A 19,954-nucleotide genomic window follows, 5' to 3' on the forward strand; every position below is an offset into this window, starting at 1 on the left:
CGATCATAGTGCACCCTTGGTGGAGGGCAGCACGTCGCCCATGCGCGGGTCGGCTTCCACCGCCATGCGCAGCGCGCGGCCGAAGGCCTTGAAGATGGTCTCGGCCTGGTGGTGGGCGTTGATGCCGCGCAGGTTGTCGATGTGCAGCGTCACCGCGGCGTGGTTGACGAAGCCGCGGAAGAATTCGAGGAAGAGGTCGACGTCGAACTCGCCGATGCGCGCGCGGGTGTAGTCGACGTGGTACTCGAGGCCGGGGCGGCCGGAGAGGTCGATCACCACGCGCGACAGCGCCTCGTCGAGCGGCACGTAGGCGTGGCCGTAGCGGCGGATGCCCTTCTTGTCGCCGAGCGCCTTGGCGAAGGCCTGCCCCAGCGTAATCCCGGTGTCCTCGACGGTGTGGTGGGCGTCGATGTGAAGATCACCCTCAGCCGTGATGTCGAGGTCGATCAGGCCGTGGCGCGCGATCTGGTCGAGCATGTGGTCGAGGAAGGGCACGCCGGTCGCGAGTTTCGCCGACCCCGTGCCGTCGAGGTTGAGGCTGACCGTGATCCGGGTTTCGAGGGTGTTGCGGCTGACTTGGGCGGTACGCATGACGTCGTATCGTGAGACGGTAAAGGGATTCTAGCAGGCCGGTGTCTTTTTCAGCACAGGGCTTTCAAGGCGGCCACCAGCGCGTCGCACTGCGCGTCCGTACCGACCGTGACGCGCAGGAAGGGCGCGATGCGGGCCGGGTTGCGGAAATGGCGCACGATGATGCTGCGGTCGCGCAGTGCGGCGGCCAGCGCCGCCCCGTCTTGCGCCGGATGACGCGCGAAGATGAAGTTGGCGCCCGAGGGCAGCACCTCGAAGCCGAGCGCCTCCATTTCCTCGACCAGGCGCGTGCGCGTCCGCACGACCTTCGCGCAGATGGATTCGAAATACGCGCGGTCTTCGATCGACGCCAGCGCGCCGGCCTGCGCGAAGCGGTCGAGCGGGTAGGAATTGAAGCTGTCCTTGACGCGGTTCAATGCCTCGACGAGATGCGGCTGGCCGATCGCATAGCCGACTCGCAGCCCGGCGAGCGCATGCGACTTCGACAGCGTGCGCGTCACCAGGAGCTGCGGATAACGCGCAACCAGGCCCACCGCCGAGTCACCACCGAAATCGATGTAGGCCTCGTCGATCACCACCACCGAGTCCGGATTGCCCGCAAGCAGGCGCTCGATCTCGCCGAGCGCGAGCAGGCGCCCGGTCGGCGCATTCGGGTTGGGGAAGATGATGCCGCCGTTGGGCGTCAGGTAGTCGTCGACCCGGATCTCGAACGACTCGGTCAGCGGAACTGCGCGGTGCCCGATCTCGTACAGTCCGCAGTAGACGGGGTAGAAGCTGTAGGTGATGTCGGGAAACAGGATCGCCCGCTCGTGCTTCAGCAGCGCCATGAAGGCGTGCGCGAGCACCTCATCGGAGCCGTTGCCGACGAACACCTGCTCGGGCGTCACGCCGTGGTAGGCGGCGATGCCCGCGCGCAGGCGGTCCGAATTGGGGTCCGGGTACAGGCGCAGCGTGTCCGCGGCCTCGGCGCGCACCGCCTCGATCACCTTCGGGCTCGGGCCGTAGGGATTCTCGTTGGTGTTGAGCTTGACCAGGTTCGCGAGCTTGGGCTGCTCGCCCGGCACGTAGGGCGTGAGGCCGTGGACCACGGCGCTCCAGTATCGGCTCATGCGCAGCGGCTCACTTGTGCGTCAGGCGGTATTCGGCGGAGCGCGCGTGCGCCTGCAGGCCCTCGCCGTAGGCGAGCGTGGCGGCGATCCGCCCCAGCGTCTGCGCGCCGGCCGCGGAGACCTGGATCAGGCTGCTGCGCTTCTGGAAGTCGTAGACGCCAAGCGGCGACGAGAAGCGGGCCGTGCGCGAGGTCGGCAGCACGTGGTTCGGGCCGGCGCAGTAGTCGCCCAGCGCCTCGCAGGTGTGCTTGCCCATGAAGATCGCGCCGGCGTGGCGCAGCTTGGGCAGCAGCGCCTCGGGGTCTGCCACCGACACTTCCAGGTGCTCGGGGGCGATGGTGTTGCAGATCGCCGCTGCGTCGTCGAGGTCGCGCGTCCTGATCAGTGCACCGCGATTGGTGAGCGAGGTGCGGATCACCTCGCTGCGCGGCATCTCGTCGATCAGCTTGTCGATCGCCGCCGCGACGGCGTCGAGATAGGCCGCGTCGGGCGACAGCAGGATCGACTGCGCCAGTTCGTCGTGCTCGGCCTGCGAGAACAGGTCCATCGCCACCCACTCGGCCGGCGTGCTGCCGTCGGCGATGACAAGGATCTCGGATGGCCCGGCGATCATGTCGATGCCGACGGTGCCGAACACGCGGCGCTTGGCCGCGGCGACGTAGGCATTGCCGGGGCCGACGATCTTGTCGACCTGCGGCACCGTCGCGGTGCCGTAGGCCAGCGCCGCGACGGCCTGCGCGCCGCCGATGGTGAATACGCGGTCGACGCCGGCGATCGCCGCCGCGGCGAGCACCAACTGATTCTTCTCGCCGCCCGGCGTCGGCACCACCATGATGAGTTCGCCGACGCCGGCGACCTTGGCCGGGATCGCGTTCATCAGCACCGAGGACGGGTAGGCCGCCTTGCCGCCGGGCACGTAGAGGCCGACCCGGTCGAGCGGGGTGACCTGCTGGCCCAGCACGGTGCCGTCGTCCTCGGTATAGGTCCACGAGCCCTGCACCTGCTTCTCGTGATAGCGCCGCACCCGCTCGGCGGCCGCCTCGAGCGCCGCGCGTGTTTCCGCTGGCAGGCCATCGAGCGCAGCCCTGAGCTCGGCGGCACCGAGTTCCAGGCTTGCCAGCGAGGCGGCCGGCAGCCGGTCGAAGCGTTCGGTGTATTCGAGCACGGCGGCATCGCCGCGCGTCTTCACGTCGTGCAGGATGGCCGCGACCGTCTGTTCGATGGACGCGTCGACGGCGTCGTCGAACTGCAACAGGCGGGTGAGGCGAGCCTGGAAATCAGGCTGCTCGCTATCGAGGCGGGTGAGCGTAACCACGGGTTTCCTGCAAAAAAAGCTGGATTCAAGGGACAGGTTCGAATTGTACCGGCTTTTGACGTTTTCCCGCGCCTGTGCAAGGGCTTGGAGGCCGGTTTCATACCTGTTCCGGATGTTAGACAAAGTCCAGATTGCTGATTATCATAAAGCGCATGCATTACACGCGCGACAACATGGCCAGCCTGCTGCGCAGCCACGACATCAATCCGACCCACCAGCGGATCGAGATCGCGCACGCACTGTTCTCGCGCCAGGAGCACCTCTCGGCCGACCAGGTCATGGCGATCGTCAACACGCGCCATTCGGAAACCTCCAAGGCGACCGTGTACAACACGCTCAAGCTCTTCCTCGAGAAGGGTCTGGTGCGCGAAGTCATCGTCGACCCCAGCAAGGTGTTCTTCGACCCCAATACCAGCCCGCACCACCATCTCTACGAGGTCGACACCGGCCACCTGTCGGACATCGACGCCGAGCACGTGCAGATCAGCGGACTGCCGCCGCTTCCCGAGGGCATGGTGACCGAAGGGATCGACCTCATCGTGCGCGTTCGCCGCAAGGCCTGATTCCCGCCACCCGTCGATGACACGGGTCCATGTCGCCCCCACGCTGCTCGACGCCCAACTGGCCGTCGACGCCCTGTCGAGCCTGGGCATTGCGAGCCGCATCCTCAATGCCCACGCCGCCGGCGCGCTGGGCGAACTGCCGTTCGCGCAGGCACAACCCGAAGTCTGGGTCGACGACGACGCATTGGCCACACGCGCCAGCGCGGTGCTGGCCGCCCTTCGCGCGGTACCGACGGGTCCTGAAAGAGTCTGCGCCCGCTGCGGCGAGCCGAACCCGGGGAATTTTCTCAGCTGCTGGCACTGCGGGCAGGCGCTGCCCGACTGAGTCGCCGCCCGGTCAGGGCAATAGCAGATCCTTGTTCAGCGCCTCGAGATGCCGCTGGTACTGGCGGGCAAAGATCCGCTCCAGCTCGTCGATCGCCTCGACCGCGGCGACGCCGTGAACCAGGTGGCGCGTCATCTGCGCCGAGGCTTCGTGGAAGATCTCGTTGCGCTCCAGCATCGGATACGTCTGCATCAGGCGCTGGATCGCCTTGACGACGTTTTCCTCCGCGGGGCGGGGAATCGACAGCGGCTCGGCCGGCGGCGCCGCCGCGGTTTCGGCGTTCTCCTTGCCGGCGAGGAACTCCGCGTAGTCGAGCAAGGCCTGCTGCCGGGCCGCGGACAGCGAACGGAATATCTGGACGAGCCGCTTGCTTTCCCGCATCAGCGGCCGCGCCCCTTGTGCGAGCGCTTCACCGGGGCGGATTCGATGCCGCACTGCTGGAACTTGCTCTCGACGAAGCTGATGAAGGCATCGAGCAGCTTGCTGCGGAATTTCTCCGGCGCATAGACCATCGACAGCTCCCGCGTGAGGCGGGGATGCAGGGGGACGGCGACCAGCGTGCCGAGCTGGATCTCCTTGGTCACGGTGGAGGCGGACATGATGGCGACGCCCAGTCCTGCCTCGACCGCGCCCTTGATCGCCTCACGGCTGCCCAGCTCCATCTCGATATGGAGGTCGTCGGGATTGACCCCGTTGCTCTTGAAGAAGTCGTCGACCACCTCGCGCGTGCCGGACCCGTGTTCACGCGACACGTAGGGCTGCTCGACGATGTCGCGTGCGCCGACGGTCGAACGCGAGGCCAGCGCGTGCTGCGGCGAGCAGATCATGACCAGCTCGTCCTCGCAGCAGGCCAGCGTGGTCAGGTGGGGATTGTGCGACGGCGCCTCGATCAGGCCGACATCGAGCGAATGGTCGGCCACCTTCGCCGCCACGGTCTCGGAGTTGGCGACGGTCAACCGCGCCTGGACCTGCGGGAAACGCTCCTTGAATTCGCCGAGGATGCGCGGCAGCTGGTATTCGGCAATCGTCGTCGAGGCCCCGATCATCAGGGGGCCGGTCACCTGCCCGGTCAGCTCGCCGACGCGCGCCTCCATCTCCCCCGTCATCGCAAGAATGCGCTCGGCATAGCCCAGCACCAGATCGCCCGCCGGCGTCAGCGAAATCTTGCCGTGGCTGCGCTCGAACAGCCGCGTATTGAAATGCTCCTCAAGCTGCTTGACCTGGAACGTCACCGCCGGCTGCGTCATGTAGAGAATATCCGCGGCTTTGGTGAAGCTGAGCTGCTTGGCGACGGTGTAGAATACTTGAAGTCTGCGGTCGGCCATTAAGTCCCGCCCCTGGGTCAGAAAAGATTTTTATTCAACCACAAACCCGTCCGTGTTGAAAACCTCCCATCACGATCACGCCGCAGTTTCCGGGCCCGCGGGCATACGGCGCCGGCCGCCTGCGATGGCATTGCGCCGGCCCTAGCCCCGTCTCGTTCCTTGAATCGCGCGTTTTACACCATCCTGCTGGCGCAGTTCCTGTCCGCGTTGGCGGACAACGCCCTGCTGTTCGCCGCGATCGGCCTGCTGGTCTTCTTTGCGGCGCCCGAGTGGTATTCGCCGCTGCTGCAGACGGTTTTCGTCATCGCCTACATCGTGCTGGCGCCATTGGTCGGCCCGTTTGCCGATGCACTGCCCAAGGGTCGGGTCATGCTCGTCGCCAACACGGTCAAGTTCGTCGGTTGCCTCGCCATGCTGGGCGGGCTGCACCCGCTGCTGGCGTACGCGGTCGTCGGCATCGGCGCAGCCATGTACTCGCCGGCCAAGTATGGAATCCTCACCGAGCTGCTGCCGCCTGAGCGGCTGGTCGTCGCCAACAGCTGGATGGAAGGAACGACGGTCGCGGCCATCGTGCTCGGCGCCATCATCGGCGGCGCGCTCATCAACCCCCATCTGGCCGAGGAGATCCTCGTCTGGATCGAATTGAAGAACGTGCTGATCGCGCCCAAGTTCGCCATCGTGGCGATCACGAGCCTGTACCTGGGCGCCGCGCTGATCAACCTGCTGATCCCGCGCCTGCCCATCGACCACACGCTGCCGAACAAGTCGCCGCTCTACATCCTGCATGACTTCGGCCACAGCTTCCGGCTGCTGTGGCGCGATCCGCTCGGCCAGGTCTCGCTCGCCGTGACCACCCTGTTCTGGGGCGTCGGCGCCACACTGCGCCTGCTCATCATCGCGTGGGCGGCGCTGAACCTGAAGTACGGGCTCGATCAGGCGACCCAGATGACCGCCGCGTCCGCGCTCGGCATCGCCATCGGCTCGGTCCTCGCCGGCAAGTTCGTTCGCCTGCAGCGCGCCATCAGCGTGCTGCCCGCCGGCATCCTGCTCGGCTTCGTGCCGATCGCGCTGATCTGGGTGCAAAGCGTGGTTCCCGCGGTGTTGCTGCTCACGCTAGCCGGAGTGCTGGCAGGCTATTTCGTGGTGCCGATGAATGCCCTGCTGCAGCATCGCGGGCACCTGCTGATGGGCGCGGGGCACTCGATCGCGCAGCAGAATTTCAACGAGAACATCAGCATCCTGATGCTGACCGGCGCCTACGCACTGATGGTGCGGGCCGACTGGCACATCCACACCATCATCTGGGTATTCGGCCTCTTCATCAGCGCGGTGATGACCGCGATCTGGCTCAAACACCGCAACGACGTGGTGCACTGAAACCGCTCAGGCCGGCAGCGGCGCGGGGCGGCCGATATGGAACCCCTGGGCATGCGAGAAGCCGAGCGTGGTCACCCGCTGCAGCAGGGCTTCCGTTTCGATGCCCTCGGCCACCAGCCGGTAGCCCGCGTCCTTGATCATGCGCGCGAGGTCCTCGACGAAGAGGGCCTGCCGCCCGCTTTCCTCCAGACTGCGTACCATCGAGATATCGAATTTCACCAGGTCGACCGGCATGCTCGCAAGGTAGCGCAGCGAGGAATAGCCGCTGCCGAAATCGTCGAGCGCGATGGTGAAGCCCTCCTTGCGCAGCCGGTTGAGGTTGGCGGACGCCTGGGCGATCTGGGTGATGAGCGACGTTTCCGTCACTTCCAGCACCAGCTTGTAGGCGGACAGCAAGGGCGCATACTGCATCAGCTTGTCGTTGACGCGGGCGTTGACGATGCCCGGGCCGGACACGTTGAGGGACACCCCCGCGCCGGCGGGAATGCGCCCGCCCTCGAGGTCGCGCCGCACACGTTCCAGAACCGCCAGGTCGAACTCGGTCTCGAGGCCGCGCAATTCGACCACCGGGAAGATGCTGCCCGGCATGATGAGGCCGTATCCGCCGCGGATGCGCACCAGCGCCTCGTAGTACTCGATCCGCGAGGTCTGCAGCGACAGCACCGGCTGGTAGTGCATTTCCAGCCGGTCGGGATCGGCCATCGCCTCGTAGATCGCGCTGGTCTCGGCGTTGGACACCAGCGCGTCCTGGCCGGCGCCCATCTCCGGCGTATAGACCGCGATCTTGCCCTGCCCCGGACGCTTCGCATAGTACATGGCGAGATCGGCCTGACGGTGCAGCAGCTTGAGCGCATCGTCCGCGGCATCGGCCAGATGGGCGATGCCGACGCTGATGCGCACCGGCTCCTTGACGCCGTAAAGCGCGAAGTCGTGATGCCTGACCTGCTCGACGCAGCGCTCCGCCACCTGGCGGGCACGCTCGACGTCGGTATCGAACAGCACCGTGGCGAACTCGTCTCCGCCCAGGCGATAGAGGCGGTCGCCGGTGCGCAGCGCACCGTGCAGCGACTGCGCCAGTCCCTGCAGCACCTGGTCGCCCGCCTGGTGGCCGTAGGTATCGTTGATGGCCTTGAAGTGGTCGCAGTCGAACAGCAGGAAGGCAACCTCAACGCCCGCGCCATGCTGCGCCCGGCGCCCGGCGTTCCAGTCGTCGTCGAAGGCGCGGCGGTTGAAGATGCCGGTCAGTGGATCCCGATGCGCCAGCGTCCACAGTTCCTGGTTCTTGCCCTCCAGGCTGACGTGCATGTCGTCGAGCTGACGCTGGTAGTCGTTGAGCGACTGGCGCACCTTTTCGAGTTCGGCCACGGCCACCACCCCGCGGTAGGACTCGTCGAGCATCTCGCCGTGGCCGTGGCCCATCGCCTCGATGTGATCGGCCAGGCGCCGCAGCGGCTTGGTGACGACGGATACCAGCGCCAGGTAGCCGATCAGCGAAATGACCGCGATGACGGCACCGATTTCGTAGAACGAGCGTGCGACGAGTCCCGCCAGCGCACGCGTTTCCGGGTTGGGAACGGACCGGAACTGCAGGGACGTGGCGACGGCATGCAGCGGGATGCGCTCGCCCTCGCGTGCCGCCACGCGGATGCTCGCCAGATCGAGGTAGCGAAACTTGCGCTGCTGCGCGATGTGACGCAGGAGATCGAACTTGAATCCGGCATAGCCGATGAGGCGGGTGCGTCCGGCATCCTGGTAGAACGGATAGAAGAAGTAAAGATGGTCGTGGCCGTACTCGTGCCCGAGGAACGGCTGCAGGTTGCCGGGGTCGATCGACCCCGGCATGACGGCCTCCCCTGCGCTGGACGCCGGCAGCTTGCGTCCGCTGGCGTCATAGAGGTCGACGGCGTCGAGCGTGTCGGGCAGCATCCCCGCGGAGAGCGCCCGGGCGCTGCGCCAGTATGCGTAGTAGGCCGGGTTCTCCAGCTGCTGCCGCGCCTCGTCCCACTGCATCAAGGCCTCTGCGGCGCCCTTCGCCTCGCCGTCCAGCCGCGCGAGCATCTCGGCCAGTTCCTGGCGCGCCAGCCGCTGGTCGGACAGCGCAATCTGTTCCTTGAGCCTGGAGACGTCGTGGAAGACGAAGATCGCCAGCGCGCCCAGGGCTGCCACCAGCACGCACAGCAGCAGCAATGCGTACCGGGCGATCGGGCGGGGCAAACGCAATGCACGCCGCAGCGTCGAGACCACGCTCATTGCTCTGCCATGGCTCGCAGCACGGCGTCCTGCAGGTCGAATTCGTACTGGTTGTCGAAGAAATGCGTCGCCCCGGGGACGACGCGGACGTCGATGCCCCGCGCGGTCAGCGCATCGACCCAGTCCGGCCCCATGCGCTCGTCCTTGCCCCCCATGATCGCGGTGGCGGGAACCGGCGCCTTCGCCAATGCATCGAGCACGGTCCGCCGGCTGAACGTCATATAGGAGAGCAGTGCCGCGGGCGGGCCGACGTATTTCCGGCAATACCCGAGTTCGACCTCGGCCAGCGAAGCGTCGTTGCGCGCAACGCGCGCCTTCAGCGCCCTCGCCTGCGCGGCACGCTGCCGCGCGTCCTGCTTCACTTCGACGTCGGTGAGGCTGACCATCAGCAGCCGCTTCACCGCCGGCGACGGCGCGCGTCCGAGATAAGCGAGCAGCTGGAGATTGCCGAAGCTGTGGCCGACGAGGACGATGCGCGGATAGCCCTTGCGGACCAGCCAGTTCACCCAGTATCCGACTTCGGCCACATCGTCATCCAGCGTATGGAGGTGGAGCGCTTCGCATGCGAGGCTGCGATTGCGCCGGGAAATCCCCAGGGACAGCGTCGGCGCCAGCACCGTATAGCCCGCCGAGGACAGCGCCCCGGTGATGCTCTCGATGGTCGGAAACGTGCGGGTCTGCATGAATCCGTGCAGCACCAGCACGGCAGGCCGGTCGCGCCTGCCCGCCTGGAAGTCGGCGCTGGCGAGCTTGCCGGACGGCAGGCTGGCCTCGACGACGCTGCCGAGGCTGGCCTGCGCCGCAGGCATGGAGAGTGCCCAGACGAGGGCGATCAGGGGCAAAGCAGGCAGTCGGCTCATGGATTCTGCGCGGCAGGCAGGATTTCGGATCGTCACAGACAATCGGCCGCGGAACGGCAAGCCGCATGGCACATCCCTACCACCCCTGCCCTTGCGGCAGGATGGCCCGTCCTCAGGCAGGCTCCGTGCCCGCGCCGCCCTGCGCTTTCACCACGCTCATCGCCCCCGCGATCAGCGAACTGAGATCGGCCATGTTCGACGGGACGATCAGCGTGTTGCCGGTCTTGGCGATGCCGGAGAAGGCCTCGACGTACTTCTCCGCCACCTTGAGGTTCACCGCCTGCACGCCGCCCGGCTTTTCGATCGCGATCGCCACGCGGGCGATGGCCTCGGCGTTGGCCACGGCGATGGCCTTGATGGCTTCCGCCTCGCCCAGCGCGCGGTTGATGGCAGCCTGCTTCTCGCCCTCGGACTGCTGGATGGCGGCTTCGCGCTCGCCGGTGGCGAGGTTGATCTGTTCCTGCATGCGACCTTCGGATGAGGCGATCAGCGCGCGCTTCTCGCGCTCGGCGGTGATCTGCCGCTGCATGGCGAGCAGGATGTCCTTCGGCGGGGTCAGGTCCTTGATCTCGTAGCGCAGCACCTTGACGCCCCAGTTCGTCGAGGCCTCGTTCAGCGCCATCACCACGCCGCGGTTGATCTCCTCGCGCTCCTCGAAGGTGCGGTCCATCTCCATGCGCCCGATCAGCGAGCGCAGCGTGGTCTGCGCCAGCTGCGAAATCGCGGAGATGTAGTCGCTTGACCCGTACGACGCCATCTTCGGGTCCGTCACCTGGAAGTACAGGATGCCGTCGACCGCCAGCTGCGTGTTGTCGCGCGTGATGCAGACCTGGCTCGGCACGTCGAGCGGGATCTCCTTCAGCGAATGCTTGTACGCGACGTTGTCGATGAACGGGATGACCAGGTTGAGACCCGGCACCAGGACCGCGTGGAACTTGCCGAGGCGTTCGACGACCCAGGCGTTCTGCTGCGGCACCACGCGGACGCCCTTGGCGACGACGATGGCAATGACGATGAGGATGACCAGTGCGACGACGTCCATCTAATTTTTCTCCTCCTGTTGGAATGCGTTACCGAGTATCAGGGTGTTGCCTCTGACGGCGCGAATGACCAGCGGACGTGCGCCGTCGACGCCGGCCGACTCGGCCTCGGCGTCCCACAACGCGCCGCGATAGATCACCTGCCCGCGGCCAGCCTGCCAGGATTCGACGCGCACCGCCTGGCCGATGTCCATGTCCTGCACGCTCGCCTCCGGATGCTCCGTGCTGCGCCGCCAGCGGCGCAGCGCCAGCGTGCCGGCCACGGCGATCACCGCGGCCGTCAGCAGCTGCGCGACGGTGCCGGCGCCGAACCATGCCGCGACGCCCGCCGCTGCCGCCGCGATGCCGTAGACGAGCAGATAGAAGGTGCCGCTGGTCAGTTCTATGCCGACCAGCACGGCAGCCAGGATCCACCACCCCATGTATGCCTGCATGTCATCTCCCCACGATCACCGGACGATCCGGCAGCTCGTCGACATTATGGCCGGACGGCGGAAAATGTGCCGCCAGCAGGGCGCTGATCTGGCCGATGCCCTCCAGCGCGCCGTGCGCGAACTCGCCCCGCCGGAAATGCGCTTCCATCGCCCGCGCCACGCCTTCCCAGGCAGACGCCTCCACCCGTGCGGCAATGCCGCGGTCCGCGACGATCTCGATATCGCGGTCGGCGAGCAGCAGATAGACCAGCACGCCGCTGTTGTGCGCGGTGTCCCACACGCGCAGGCTGGAGAACATGTGGATCGCCCGCTCGCGCCCGCTCATGCCCCTGAGCGCGAGGCTCAGGGGCAGGCTGTTCTCGATGGCGAAGCGGATCTCGCCGCCATGATGCTTTTCCGACGCGCGGATCGCCGCCTCGATCGCGTCGAGCGTCGCGCGCGGAAACGCGCGCCGCCACGCCCACGGCGGCCTGAACAGATGCCTGAACACGCGCCTGGGATTCACCATGAGCCCGATGCGCCTCCGCCGCCGAAGCCGCCTCCGCCACCGCCCCAGGAGCCACCTCCGCCGAACCCGCCGCCCCCCCACGAACCGCCCCCGCTCGACCAGCCGCCGCCGCGGCGCGCCCCGCCCGCCACGCCGACGAACACGAACACGGCGATGAATAGCAGCAGTGGCGTAAGCCCCAGCAGGAAGGCGCCCACGACGCCGCTGCCGAGGGCCGCGACGCCGCCGGCGACCGGCCGGCTCATCAGCAGGGAAAGCAGCCAGCCCGCGATCAAGCCCCCGACCACCAGCAGGACGAATCCGCTGTCGTCGCCGCCGTTGCCGCTGTCAGCCGGCGCAGGCGCCGGCAGCGCCTCGCCCTCGATCAGCCGCATCAACTGCTGCACGCCCGCCTCGATGCCGCCGTAGAAATCCCCCGCCCGGAAATGCGGCGTGATGGTCTCGGCGATCACCCGCTTGGCGATCGCGTCGGGGATCGCGCCCTCCAGGCCGTAGCCGACTTCCAGACGCAGCGTGCGGTCGTTCTTTGCCACGATCAGGATCACGCCGTCGTCGATCTTCCTGCGTCCGATCTTCCAGGCGTCGGCCACCCGGATGCCGAACTGGGCGATGTCCTCCGGCTGCGTGGTGGGAACGATGAGGATCGCGATCTGGCTCCCCTTCCTGGCCTCGAACGCGCTCAGTTCGGCTTCGAGCGCGTCGATCTGGGTCGCACTCAGGGTGGCCGTCTGGTCCGTCACATGGCGCGCGAGCACCGGCACCGCGACCTGCGCCCAGGCAGGCAGCAGAAACAGCCACAGGAAGAAGCCGAGCAGCGCGCGCGCCCGGGGCGGGAGCCTAGGCAAGCCGGGTCAGCGTGCGGAACCCGACGGGGCGGCCGGCGCCGGCGTGCCGAAATCGACCTTTGGCGGCGCGGCGATCGCCTTCTCGTTTTCCAGCGTGAAGGTCGGCTTGACCTTGAAGCCGAACACCATCGCCGTCAGGTTGGACGGGAACGAACGCACGGTGACGTTGTACGTCTTCACCGCCGCGATGTAGCGGTTGCGCGCGACCGTGATGCGGTTCTCGGTACCCTCGAGCTGGGCCTGGAGGTCGCGGAACAGGCCGTCCGCCTTCAGCTGGGGATAGTTCTCCGACACCGCGAGCAGGCGGGAGATCGCCCCGGTGAGTTCGCCCTGCGCGGCAATGAACTTCTGGAACGCCGCCGCGTCGTTGATCAGCTCGGGCGTCGCCTGGATCGCGCCGACCCGGGCGCGCGCCTCGGTGACGCTCGTCAGCACGTCCTTCTCGTGGGCGGCGTAGCCCTTCACCACGTTGACCAGGTTCGGCACCAGATCCGCGCGGCGCTGGTACTGGTTCAGCACCTCGGCCCAGCTCGCCTTGATGTCCTCGTCCGTCTGCTGCAGCGTGTTGTAGCCGCAGCCCGACAGGGCCAGCGCCATGAACGCCATCACCAACCATTTCAGCATGTCACGCTCCTCGTTCGGGTGAGTGATGCGGCCCCGCATTTGCCTGAACCGCCCTGGGGCCTTACCGCAACAGTGTAACCGGCTCCGCCTCGACGCGGCCGTCTTCGATCCACAGGCGGGCGACGCTGACCGGCAGCCTGAAGCGGCGCGGCCCCGCGCTGCCCGGGTTGACGAACAGCACGCCGTCGCGGGTCTCGATGTGGGGGCGGTGCGAATGCCCCGACACGACCACGTTCACGCCGGCCGCGGCGGGATCGATCGCGAGCTCGCCGAGGATGTGCAGGACATGGATGCGCACGCCGTCGAATTCGATGTCGGCCGTACAGGGAATGGCGGCGGCCCAGGCCGCGCGATCGTTGTTGCCCCGCACCACGGTCAGCGGCGCGATCCGCGCCAGCGCGTCGAGCACGTCGCGCGGCGCGCCGCTGCGCGAGCCGATGTCTCCGGCGTGGATGATGCGTGCGCAGTCGGCAAGCGCCGCGGCGGCTTCGGGCCGCAGGAGGCCGTGGGTGTCGGAAATCAGTCCGATCGGCGCGCGCGCCATGGCGCTCGGCTCAGGGCGCCACGCCCCAGGTCGCGAACAACGGGTCCGACTCGGGCAGGCGGTCGGCATAGCGGTCGTCCCTGGGCCGCTTGAGCCCGCGCTCGACGTAGGTTTCCACCTTCCGGAAACCCGCCTTCTTGATCAGCATGCCGACCCAGGCCATGCGTTCCATCGGGTGCAGCTCGGTCCACAGCTTGATCACCTTGGGCGGGAAATAGCGGTGCGACAGCGTGACCACGAACATGCCGCCCGGCCGCAGCACGCGCCTCGCCTCGGCGACGATCTTGTGCGGCTGCGTCAGGTACTCGAACGACACCGTGCACACCACCGCGTCGAAGCTCGCGTCGGCAAACGGCAGCACCGGATCCGCGTTGATGTCCTTCACGATGCGCTCGGCGAGCTGCGGATTGTCCTCCAGCTCCTCGGCATTGAGCCCCAGCCCCACTGCCGAATTGACTGTGTCGGGCAGATGCGAGCGCCAGCCCGCCATCAGGTCGAGCACCCGCGCGTTCTCGGGCAGCACCGTGCGATACAGGGCCTGGATGCGGCGCGCGCACACGGCGTCGACGTGGGTGACCTTGCGCGCGACCGAGTAGAACTGGGTGTCGGGAAGCTCGTCCTCGCGGCTGAACGAATCGGTGCCTTCGAAGTCGGTCGGCGTCTGCATCTGCGTTTCCATGCCGCTCCATTCCAGGAGCTGGCCGACCGTGCCCACCGGCTCCGTCGAGATGTCGCTCTTGCCGCTGTCGATGCTGAAGATGCGGCCCTGCAGCGGATGACTGAAGTTGGCGACGAAGCTGGCTTCGCCGACCTTCATCACGCGGAACATCGGTCCGGGCGCGTCGTCGGCGTGCAGGAGCTGCGACGGATAGAAGCGCCCCATCCTGAGCGGCGCGATGTCGCTGCGGAAGACCTCGTTCGGCACCTCGTGCTCGATCTTCGGGCCCACGTCCATCTGTGCGTCGACCGGCGGCGTGTCGCCCGGCATCCAGATCACCACCTGGTGGCGGCCGAGGTCGGAGAAGTAGTTGACGCGGAAGCGCAGCGCGGAATGCAGGAGTTTCATTGCGGATTTCGGAAGTCAGGATTCGGTTGTCAGGGAGGCGTAGGTACGGCGCGCCAGGCAGAGGTCTTCCCACGCGCGCGCCTTGTCGGGCAGATTGCGCAGCAGGTAGGCAGGATGATAGGTCACGACCAGGGGGATGCCCTGAAAGCAGTGCACGCGCCCGCGCAGGCGCCCGATCGCCTCGTCGGTCTGCAGCAGCGTCTGCGCGGCGAAGCGTCCGAGCGCGACGATGATCTTCGGACGGATCAGTGCGATCTGGTTCAGAAGATAAGGCATGCAGGCGGCGATCTCGTCAGGCTCCGGATTGCGGTTGCCCGGCGGGCGGGATTTCAGCACGTTCGCAATGTAGACGTTCTGGCCGCGCCGCAGGCCGATGGACGCCAGCATGGCGTCGAGCAGCTTGCCCGCCTGGCCGACGAAGGGCTCGCCCTGGCGATCCTCGTCGGCGCCCGGCGCCTCGCCCAGGATCAGCCAGTCGGCATCGCGGTCACCGACGCCGAGCACGCCCTGCGTGCGCGTCGCGTAAAGCTTGCACTTCGTGCAGTGCGCGACGGCGTCGGCGAGCTGGTCCCAGTCCAGCAGCGGCCTGGCGTCCGGAGTGGGCGCCGCCGGCGCGGCGCGCAGCCGCCACACCGGCCCGATGCCGAGTTCGCCGAAGACGTCGTCGCGGCTCAGCACGCCAGCTCCTTCTTCATGATCAGCGCATCCTCGCGCCCGCCGCGCGCAGGATAGTAGCCACGGCGCACCGCCAGATCGACGAAGCCGCTGCCGTGGTACAGCCCGATCGCCGCGTCATTCGATATCCGCACTTCGAGGAACATGCTGCTGGCCTTGTGGTCGCACGCCCGCGCCAGGCAGTGCTCGAGCAGGTCGCGCCCGAGGCCGTGACGGCGCCAGCTCGGCGCGATGGTCAAGTTGAGCAGGTGGGCCTCGCCCGCCGCCGCCATCATCACGTAGTAGCCGATGATCTCGCCTCCGGCCTCGCGCACCCACATGCTGTAGCCGGCCTGCAGCGAGTCCGCGAAATTGCCCTGGCTCCAGGGATACTCGTAGCTCGCCAGCTCGATGCGGTGGATGCGCGGCAGGTCCGCCTCCGCCATCGGCCGCAGCCGATGCTCGATCTCGAAGACGGCACTCATGCCGGCTGCCTCGCACGCCGCTCGTCCACCGTCAGCGCCACCTTGTCGCGCAGGTAGACCGGCGCCGCGAGCGCGGCGTCGACGCCTTCGCCGCGCTCGAAAGAACGGGCCGCGAGCGGCGCCATTGCGGCGGCGTCGGGCACCAGGGCATCGTCGATGCGGAGCAGCTGCGCCGCCAGGCGCGGCCGCAGGGCATCCCCCAGCGCGCGGAAGCCGTTCCCGGCGCCGACCCAGTCGCCGCCGACAGGCACCGCGACCGTCTCCGGCAGCGCCAGTGCGGGCTCGACGACCGTTCGCCAGCCGTCGGCGCCACGCTCGTAGCCCGCCCAGTAGACCTCGGCCATGCGCGCATCGAGCACCGTCAGCACGCGCTCGGCCCCGGCCTGCTCGGCGATCGACATCAGCGTGGATACGGCGACCACCGGCAGGTCGGCGCCGAATGCGAGGCCTTGCGTCACCGCGCACGCGATGCGCAGGCCGGTGAACGAGCCGGGGCCCGCGCCGTAGCCGATCCCGTCGAGCTGGCGCAGTCCGGTTCCCGTCTCATGCAACAGCTCGTCGACCATCGGCAGCAGCAGGCTGCTGTGCCGCTGCTCGGCCAGCACGCGGCGAGCGACGATGCGTCCGTCCAGCCAGAGCGCGGCCGAGCACCATTCGGTCGAGGTATCGAGAACAAGGAGCTTCATCGTTGCGATTTTACCGGTTGTGCCGCAGGTTCCGCTCGGATTCCGGCCATGGGGCCGGCGACGTGCTCAACGCGGGGGCCGAGGGATCGGGTCGACCGGAACGAGAATTTCGAAACGGACCCGCGACCACGGATCGCGCCCCTCGCTCAGGCGCACGATGCGTGCCTCGAGCACTTCGCCGCGGTCCAGCAGGCGCGCCACGTCGGCATTCTCGCGGCGCGGCACGTAGCCGATCTGCTGTCCGTGCCACTCCACGCGCACGGCCTTGGGGTCGTGCGGATTGTGCGGCTCGCGCACCAGCGTGAGCACGTCGCCCTCGCGCAGCTGCGGCCAGAGCGTCCTGCCGGCGTGATACTGGAACCCCGCCAGCGGCGAATCCTGCAGCAGGATGTGCGCGGCGACCTGCGCGTGAATGGGCGTCGCCCACAGCGCGGACAGGCACAGCGCCACCATGCGATGAAGCATTCGGAGCATTCCGGTTCCCGGGCAACAATCGGTCATTCTACTGAGAAATCCGCCGTCCGGTCCGCGCTACCGGAAGGGGTGCCCGAGGATTTTTTTGTTTGCCCTTCGCGGTGGACAAGCCGGCTTCCGCTTGAGGTAGGATGAAGCCGTCCTCATCCGCCACCGCGATCACGCCATGCCGAGAAAGAAAGCTGCCGCCCAGACCAAGCTGTTCGTCCTGGATACCAACGTGCTGATGCACGACCCCACCAGCCTGTACCGCTTCGAGGAGCACGACGTCTACGTGCCGATCGCAACGCTGGAGGAGCTCGACCAGCACAAGAAGGGCATGACCGAGGTCTCGCGCAACGCCCGCCAGGCGAGCCGCTTCATCGACGAAATCGTCAGCCAGCTCGACAACATCGAGGAAGGCGTGCCGCTCGCGCCGCACAGCCACAACGCCGCCACCGGCCGCCTGTTCCTGCAGACGCAGGCCATCGGCGGCGACATTCCGCTCAGCCTGCCGACCTCCAAGGTCGACAACCAGATCCTCGGCGTGGTCCTGTTCCTGTCGCGCCACTACCCGAAGCGCCAGGTCATCATGGTGTCGAAGGACATCAACATGCGCATCAAGGCCCGCGCGCTCGGGCTGCCGGCGGAAGACTACTTCAACGACAAGGTGCTCGAAGACACCGACCTCCTGTATGCCGGCCAGCGCGAGCTCCCTGCCGACTTCTGGGACACGCACGGCAAGGGCATGGAGTCGTGGCAGGCCAACGGCCACACCTTCTATCGCGTCAAGGGGCCGCAGGCGCCGAGCTTCCTGCCCAACGAATTCGTCTTCCAGGAAGGCGCCGCCCCGCTGTACGCGAAGGTCCTGAAGGTCGAGGGCCGCACGGCCGAGATGGTCACGATCAAGGACTACACCCACCACAAGAATGCCGTATGGGGCATCACGGCACGCAACCGCGAGCAGAACTTCGCGCTCAACGTGCTGATGGACCCCGAGATCGACTTCGTCACCCTGCTCGGCCAGGCCGGCACCGGCAAGACCCTGCTGACGCTGGCCGCCGGCCTCGCGCAGGTCCTCGACAAGAAGCTCTACAACGAGATCATCATGACCCGCGTCACCGTTCCGGTGGGCGAGGACATCGGCTTCCTGCCGGGTACCGAGGAGGAGAAGATGACGCCGTGGATGGGCGCGCTGGAGGACAACCTCGACGTCTTGAACAAGAGCGACGACGAGGCCGGCGACTGGGGACGCGCGGCGACGCAGGACCTGATCCGCAGCCGGATCAAGGTGAAGTCGCTGAACTTCATGCGCGGCCGCACCTTCCTCAACAAGTTCCTCATCATCGACGAGGCGCAGAACCTGACGCCCAAGCAGATGAAGACGCTGATCACGCGCGCCGGCCCCGGCACCAAGGTGGTCTGCCTCGGCAACATCTCGCAGATCGACACGCCCTATCTCACCGAAGGCAGCTCCGGCCTCACCTACGTGGTCGACCACTTCAAGGGCTGGCCGCACAACGGCCACGTCACGCTGCAGCGGGGTGAACGTTCGCGTCTGGCGGACTATGCTGCAGAGGTGTTGTGATTCCCACTTCCGAAGGAGACGCACCATGGCCGTTCCCGTCGCAAAGTGCGCGCTGATCCTGGCTGCGGGACTCGCGCTCGCGCTGCCCGCCCATGCCTTCGACCTGGGTGACGTGCTGAAGGGCGTGATCACCCCGCCCCGCAGCGCGCCCGCGACCAGCGGCGTCGACACGCTCTCGACGAAGGAGATCGACGCCGGCCTGAAGGAGGCGCTGACCCGCGGCGCCGAGACCGCGGTCGCCCAGCTCGGGCAGAAGGACGGCTTCTTCGGCAACCCTCAGCTGAAAATCCCGCTGCCGCCCAGCCTGCAGAAGGCCGAAAAGGCCATGCGCCTGCTCGGCATGGGCAAGCAGGCCGATGAACTGGTACTGTCGATGAACCGTGCCGCCGAAGCCGCGGTGCCGCAGGCGAAGACCCTGCTGGTCGACGCGGTGAAGCAGATGACGCTGGAGGACGCCCGCGGCATTCTGACCGGAGGCAAGACCTCGGCGACCGATTTCTTCCGCCGCAAGACCGAGGGCACGCTGACCGAGCGCTTCGCCCCCATCGTCAAGGCGACCACGGACAAGGTCGGCCTGGCGCGCCAGTACAACCAGTACGCCGGCGCGGCCGCGCAATTCAACCTGATCGACAAGAAGGAAGCGAGCGTGGACCAGTACGTCACGCAGCAGGCGCTCGACCGCCTCTACACCGTGATCGGCGAGAAGGAAGCTGCGCTCCGCGCCAATCCCATGCAGGCCGGCAGCGCGCTGCTGAAGAAGGTCTTCGGCGCCGTCAGCGGCCAATGAGCGCCATCCGACGCGGCCCGCGCGCGACGTGGCGCATGCTGAGCCTGCTGGGCGGCCTGCTGCTCGCCCTGCCCGCCCCGGCCTGGCAGGTCGGCGAGTTCCGCAACGGCATGAGCCGCGCCGAAGTCGAGCGGTCGCTCGGCACCTGGAATTTCGACAAGGTCGTGGCGGCCGGCAACGATGGCCTGTTCGCCTACGACCTGCCGACCAACCCGGCCGGCCGCCGCTTCCTGTTCTCGTTCTGCAACGACAAGCTGGTCGCCTTCGAGCAGGAAGTCGAGCCGAGCTTCCGCCACTTCGTCGTCATCGCGTCCAATTACGCGAACCTGTACGGCAATCCGCTGCAGGTCATCCCCTATTCCAGCGTCATCGCCAGCGGCGAAAAGAACCTGCTCGCCATGTTCTGGCGCAAGGGTTCGGACTACGTGGGCGTGAAGTACGTGCTCTACCCGGCCAGCGAGGAGCTCTCGATGACCTGGCAGATCAGCAACAACTGCTGGCAGGCACCGCGCTGAGCGGCAGCGC

General features: G+C 67.4%; 24 protein-coding genes. 6 read left to right on the top strand and 18 right to left on the bottom strand.

Annotated features, from left to right (window positions below; genetic code table 11):
- Positions 1–3: 3 nt before the first annotated feature.
- The 3 genes from hisB to hisD are packed head-to-tail and all read right to left on the bottom strand — an operon-like array spanning position 4 to position 3,015.
- A complete protein-coding gene (hisB, locus tag VA613_RS08655; protein WP_324778699.1) occupies positions 4–591 on the bottom strand; it encodes an imidazoleglycerol-phosphate dehydratase HisB in 588 nt (195 codons plus the stop codon).
- Between the two features lie 50 nt (positions 592–641).
- A complete protein-coding gene (gene hisC, locus VA613_RS08660) occupies positions 642–1,700 on the bottom strand; it encodes a histidinol-phosphate transaminase (RefSeq protein ID WP_324778700.1) in 1,059 nt (352 codons plus the stop codon).
- Positions 1,701–1,710: 10 nt separating this feature from the next.
- Positions 1,711–3,015 carry a histidinol dehydrogenase gene (gene hisD, locus VA613_RS08665; protein WP_324778701.1) on the bottom strand — a complete coding sequence of 435 codons (1,305 nt, stop codon included), beginning with the start codon at positions 3,013–3,015 and terminating at the stop codon, positions 1,711–1,713.
- A gap of 152 nt (positions 3,016–3,167) precedes the next feature.
- On the opposite strand from hisD, the gene VA613_RS08670 reads away from it, so the two are divergent.
- On the top strand, positions 3,168–3,578 hold the full coding sequence (locus tag VA613_RS08670) for a Fur family transcriptional regulator (protein ID WP_324778702.1): 411 nt from the start codon (positions 3,168–3,170) through the stop codon (positions 3,576–3,578).
- A gap of 16 nt (positions 3,579–3,594) precedes the next feature.
- The gene (locus tag VA613_RS08675) at positions 3,595–3,903 is read left to right on the top strand and encodes a putative signal transducing protein (RefSeq protein WP_324778703.1); all 309 of its coding nucleotides are present in this window, start codon (positions 3,595–3,597) and stop codon (positions 3,901–3,903) included.
- A gap of 12 nt (positions 3,904–3,915) precedes the next feature.
- Here VA613_RS08675 and VA613_RS08680 read toward each other — a convergent pair whose 3' ends face one another.
- Together VA613_RS08680 and VA613_RS08685 are read right to left on the bottom strand one after the other, a co-directional pair.
- The gene (locus tag VA613_RS08680; protein WP_324778704.1) at positions 3,916–4,284 is read right to left on the bottom strand and encodes a hypothetical protein; all 369 of its coding nucleotides are present in this window, start codon (positions 4,282–4,284) and stop codon (positions 3,916–3,918) included.
- The gene (locus VA613_RS08685) at positions 4,284–5,228 is read right to left on the bottom strand and encodes a LysR family transcriptional regulator (protein WP_324778705.1); all 945 of its coding nucleotides are present in this window, start codon (positions 5,226–5,228) and stop codon (positions 4,284–4,286) included. Before VA613_RS08685 ends, VA613_RS08680 begins: the two co-directional genes overlap by 1 nt.
- A 159-nt stretch (positions 5,229–5,387) precedes the next feature.
- Between VA613_RS08685 and lplT the strand changes: the two genes are divergently transcribed.
- Positions 5,388–6,605: a lysophospholipid transporter LplT gene (gene lplT, locus VA613_RS08690; protein WP_324778706.1), complete on the top strand. Its 1,218-nt coding sequence runs from the start codon at positions 5,388–5,390 to the stop codon at positions 6,603–6,605.
- Between the two features lie 6 nt (positions 6,606–6,611).
- On the opposite strand, the gene VA613_RS08695 is transcribed toward lplT, so the two are convergent.
- The 13 genes from VA613_RS08695 to VA613_RS08755 all read right to left on the bottom strand — a co-directional run bounded on the left by VA613_RS08695 (position 6,612) and on the right by VA613_RS08755 (position 17,066).
- Entirely contained in the window at positions 6,612–8,855 is a 2,244-nt protein-coding gene (locus VA613_RS08695) for a putative bifunctional diguanylate cyclase/phosphodiesterase (protein WP_324778707.1), read from the bottom strand.
- Positions 8,852–9,715, bottom strand: a complete 864-nt coding sequence (locus tag VA613_RS08700; protein ID WP_324778708.1) for an alpha/beta hydrolase — start codon at positions 9,713–9,715, stop codon at positions 8,852–8,854. Before VA613_RS08700 ends, VA613_RS08695 begins: the two co-directional genes overlap by 4 nt.
- A 112-nt stretch (positions 9,716–9,827) precedes the next feature.
- Positions 9,828–10,757 (bottom strand): SPFH domain-containing protein, encoded by a 930-nt coding sequence (locus VA613_RS08705; protein ID WP_324778709.1) that lies wholly within the window; start codon positions 10,755–10,757, stop codon positions 9,828–9,830.
- Positions 10,758–11,189, bottom strand: coding sequence for an NfeD family protein (locus tag VA613_RS08710; RefSeq protein ID WP_324778710.1), 432 nt, complete (start codon positions 11,187–11,189; stop codon positions 10,758–10,760).
- Between the two features lies 1 nt (position 11,190).
- Positions 11,191–11,697: a TPM domain-containing protein gene (locus VA613_RS08715; protein ID WP_324778711.1), complete on the bottom strand. Its 507-nt coding sequence runs from the start codon at positions 11,695–11,697 to the stop codon at positions 11,191–11,193.
- Positions 11,691–12,542 carry a TPM domain-containing protein gene (locus tag VA613_RS08720; RefSeq protein WP_324778712.1) on the bottom strand — a complete coding sequence of 284 codons (852 nt, stop codon included), beginning with the start codon at positions 12,540–12,542 and terminating at the stop codon, positions 11,691–11,693. Before VA613_RS08720 ends, VA613_RS08715 begins: the two co-directional genes overlap by 7 nt.
- A gap of 6 nt (positions 12,543–12,548) precedes the next feature.
- Positions 12,549–13,166, bottom strand: a complete 618-nt coding sequence (locus tag VA613_RS08725; RefSeq protein WP_324778713.1) for a LemA family protein — start codon at positions 13,164–13,166, stop codon at positions 12,549–12,551.
- A gap of 61 nt (positions 13,167–13,227) precedes the next feature.
- Positions 13,228–13,710: a metallophosphoesterase family protein gene (locus VA613_RS08730; protein WP_324778714.1), complete on the bottom strand. Its 483-nt coding sequence runs from the start codon at positions 13,708–13,710 to the stop codon at positions 13,228–13,230.
- 10 nt (positions 13,711–13,720) lie between these two features.
- Positions 13,721–14,776 (bottom strand): class I SAM-dependent methyltransferase, encoded by a 1,056-nt coding sequence (locus tag VA613_RS08735; protein ID WP_324778715.1) that lies wholly within the window; start codon positions 14,774–14,776, stop codon positions 13,721–13,723.
- 15 nt (positions 14,777–14,791) lie between these two features.
- On the bottom strand, positions 14,792–15,454 hold the full coding sequence (locus tag VA613_RS08740; protein ID WP_324778716.1) for a uracil-DNA glycosylase: 663 nt from the start codon (positions 15,452–15,454) through the stop codon (positions 14,792–14,794).
- Positions 15,448–15,915, bottom strand: a complete 468-nt coding sequence (gene rimI / locus VA613_RS08745) for a ribosomal protein S18-alanine N-acetyltransferase (protein WP_324778717.1) — start codon at positions 15,913–15,915, stop codon at positions 15,448–15,450. Before rimI ends, VA613_RS08740 begins: the two co-directional genes overlap by 7 nt.
- Positions 15,912–16,601, bottom strand: coding sequence for a tRNA (adenosine(37)-N6)-threonylcarbamoyltransferase complex dimerization subunit type 1 TsaB (gene tsaB, locus VA613_RS08750; RefSeq protein WP_324778718.1), 690 nt, complete (start codon positions 16,599–16,601; stop codon positions 15,912–15,914). The genes rimI and tsaB overlap by 4 nt, the downstream gene beginning before the upstream one ends.
- A 66-nt stretch (positions 16,602–16,667) precedes the next feature.
- The gene (locus VA613_RS08755; protein ID WP_324778719.1) at positions 16,668–17,066 is read right to left on the bottom strand and encodes an HIRAN domain-containing protein; all 399 of its coding nucleotides are present in this window, start codon (positions 17,064–17,066) and stop codon (positions 16,668–16,670) included.
- A 175-nt stretch (positions 17,067–17,241) separates the two neighbouring features.
- On the opposite strand from VA613_RS08755, the gene VA613_RS08760 reads away from it, so the two are divergent.
- From VA613_RS08760 to VA613_RS08770, 3 genes are read left to right on the top strand one after another with little or no spacing between them, the layout of a single operon-like run.
- Positions 17,242–18,642 (top strand): PhoH family protein, encoded by a 1,401-nt coding sequence (locus tag VA613_RS08760; RefSeq protein ID WP_324778720.1) that lies wholly within the window; start codon positions 17,242–17,244, stop codon positions 18,640–18,642.
- A 25-nt stretch (positions 18,643–18,667) separates the two neighbouring features.
- A complete protein-coding gene (locus VA613_RS08765; RefSeq protein ID WP_324778721.1) occupies positions 18,668–19,429 on the top strand; it encodes a DUF4197 domain-containing protein in 762 nt (253 codons plus the stop codon).
- Positions 19,426–19,944 (top strand): hypothetical protein, encoded by a 519-nt coding sequence (locus VA613_RS08770; protein ID WP_324778722.1) that lies wholly within the window; start codon positions 19,426–19,428, stop codon positions 19,942–19,944. Before VA613_RS08765 ends, VA613_RS08770 begins: the two co-directional genes overlap by 4 nt.
- Positions 19,945–19,954 lie beyond the last annotated feature (10 nt).

This window comes from Thiobacillus sp. SCUT-2 (genome assembly GCF_035621355.1).
Taxonomy (GTDB): domain Bacteria; phylum Pseudomonadota; class Gammaproteobacteria; order Burkholderiales; family Thiobacillaceae; genus Thiobacillus; species Thiobacillus sedimenti.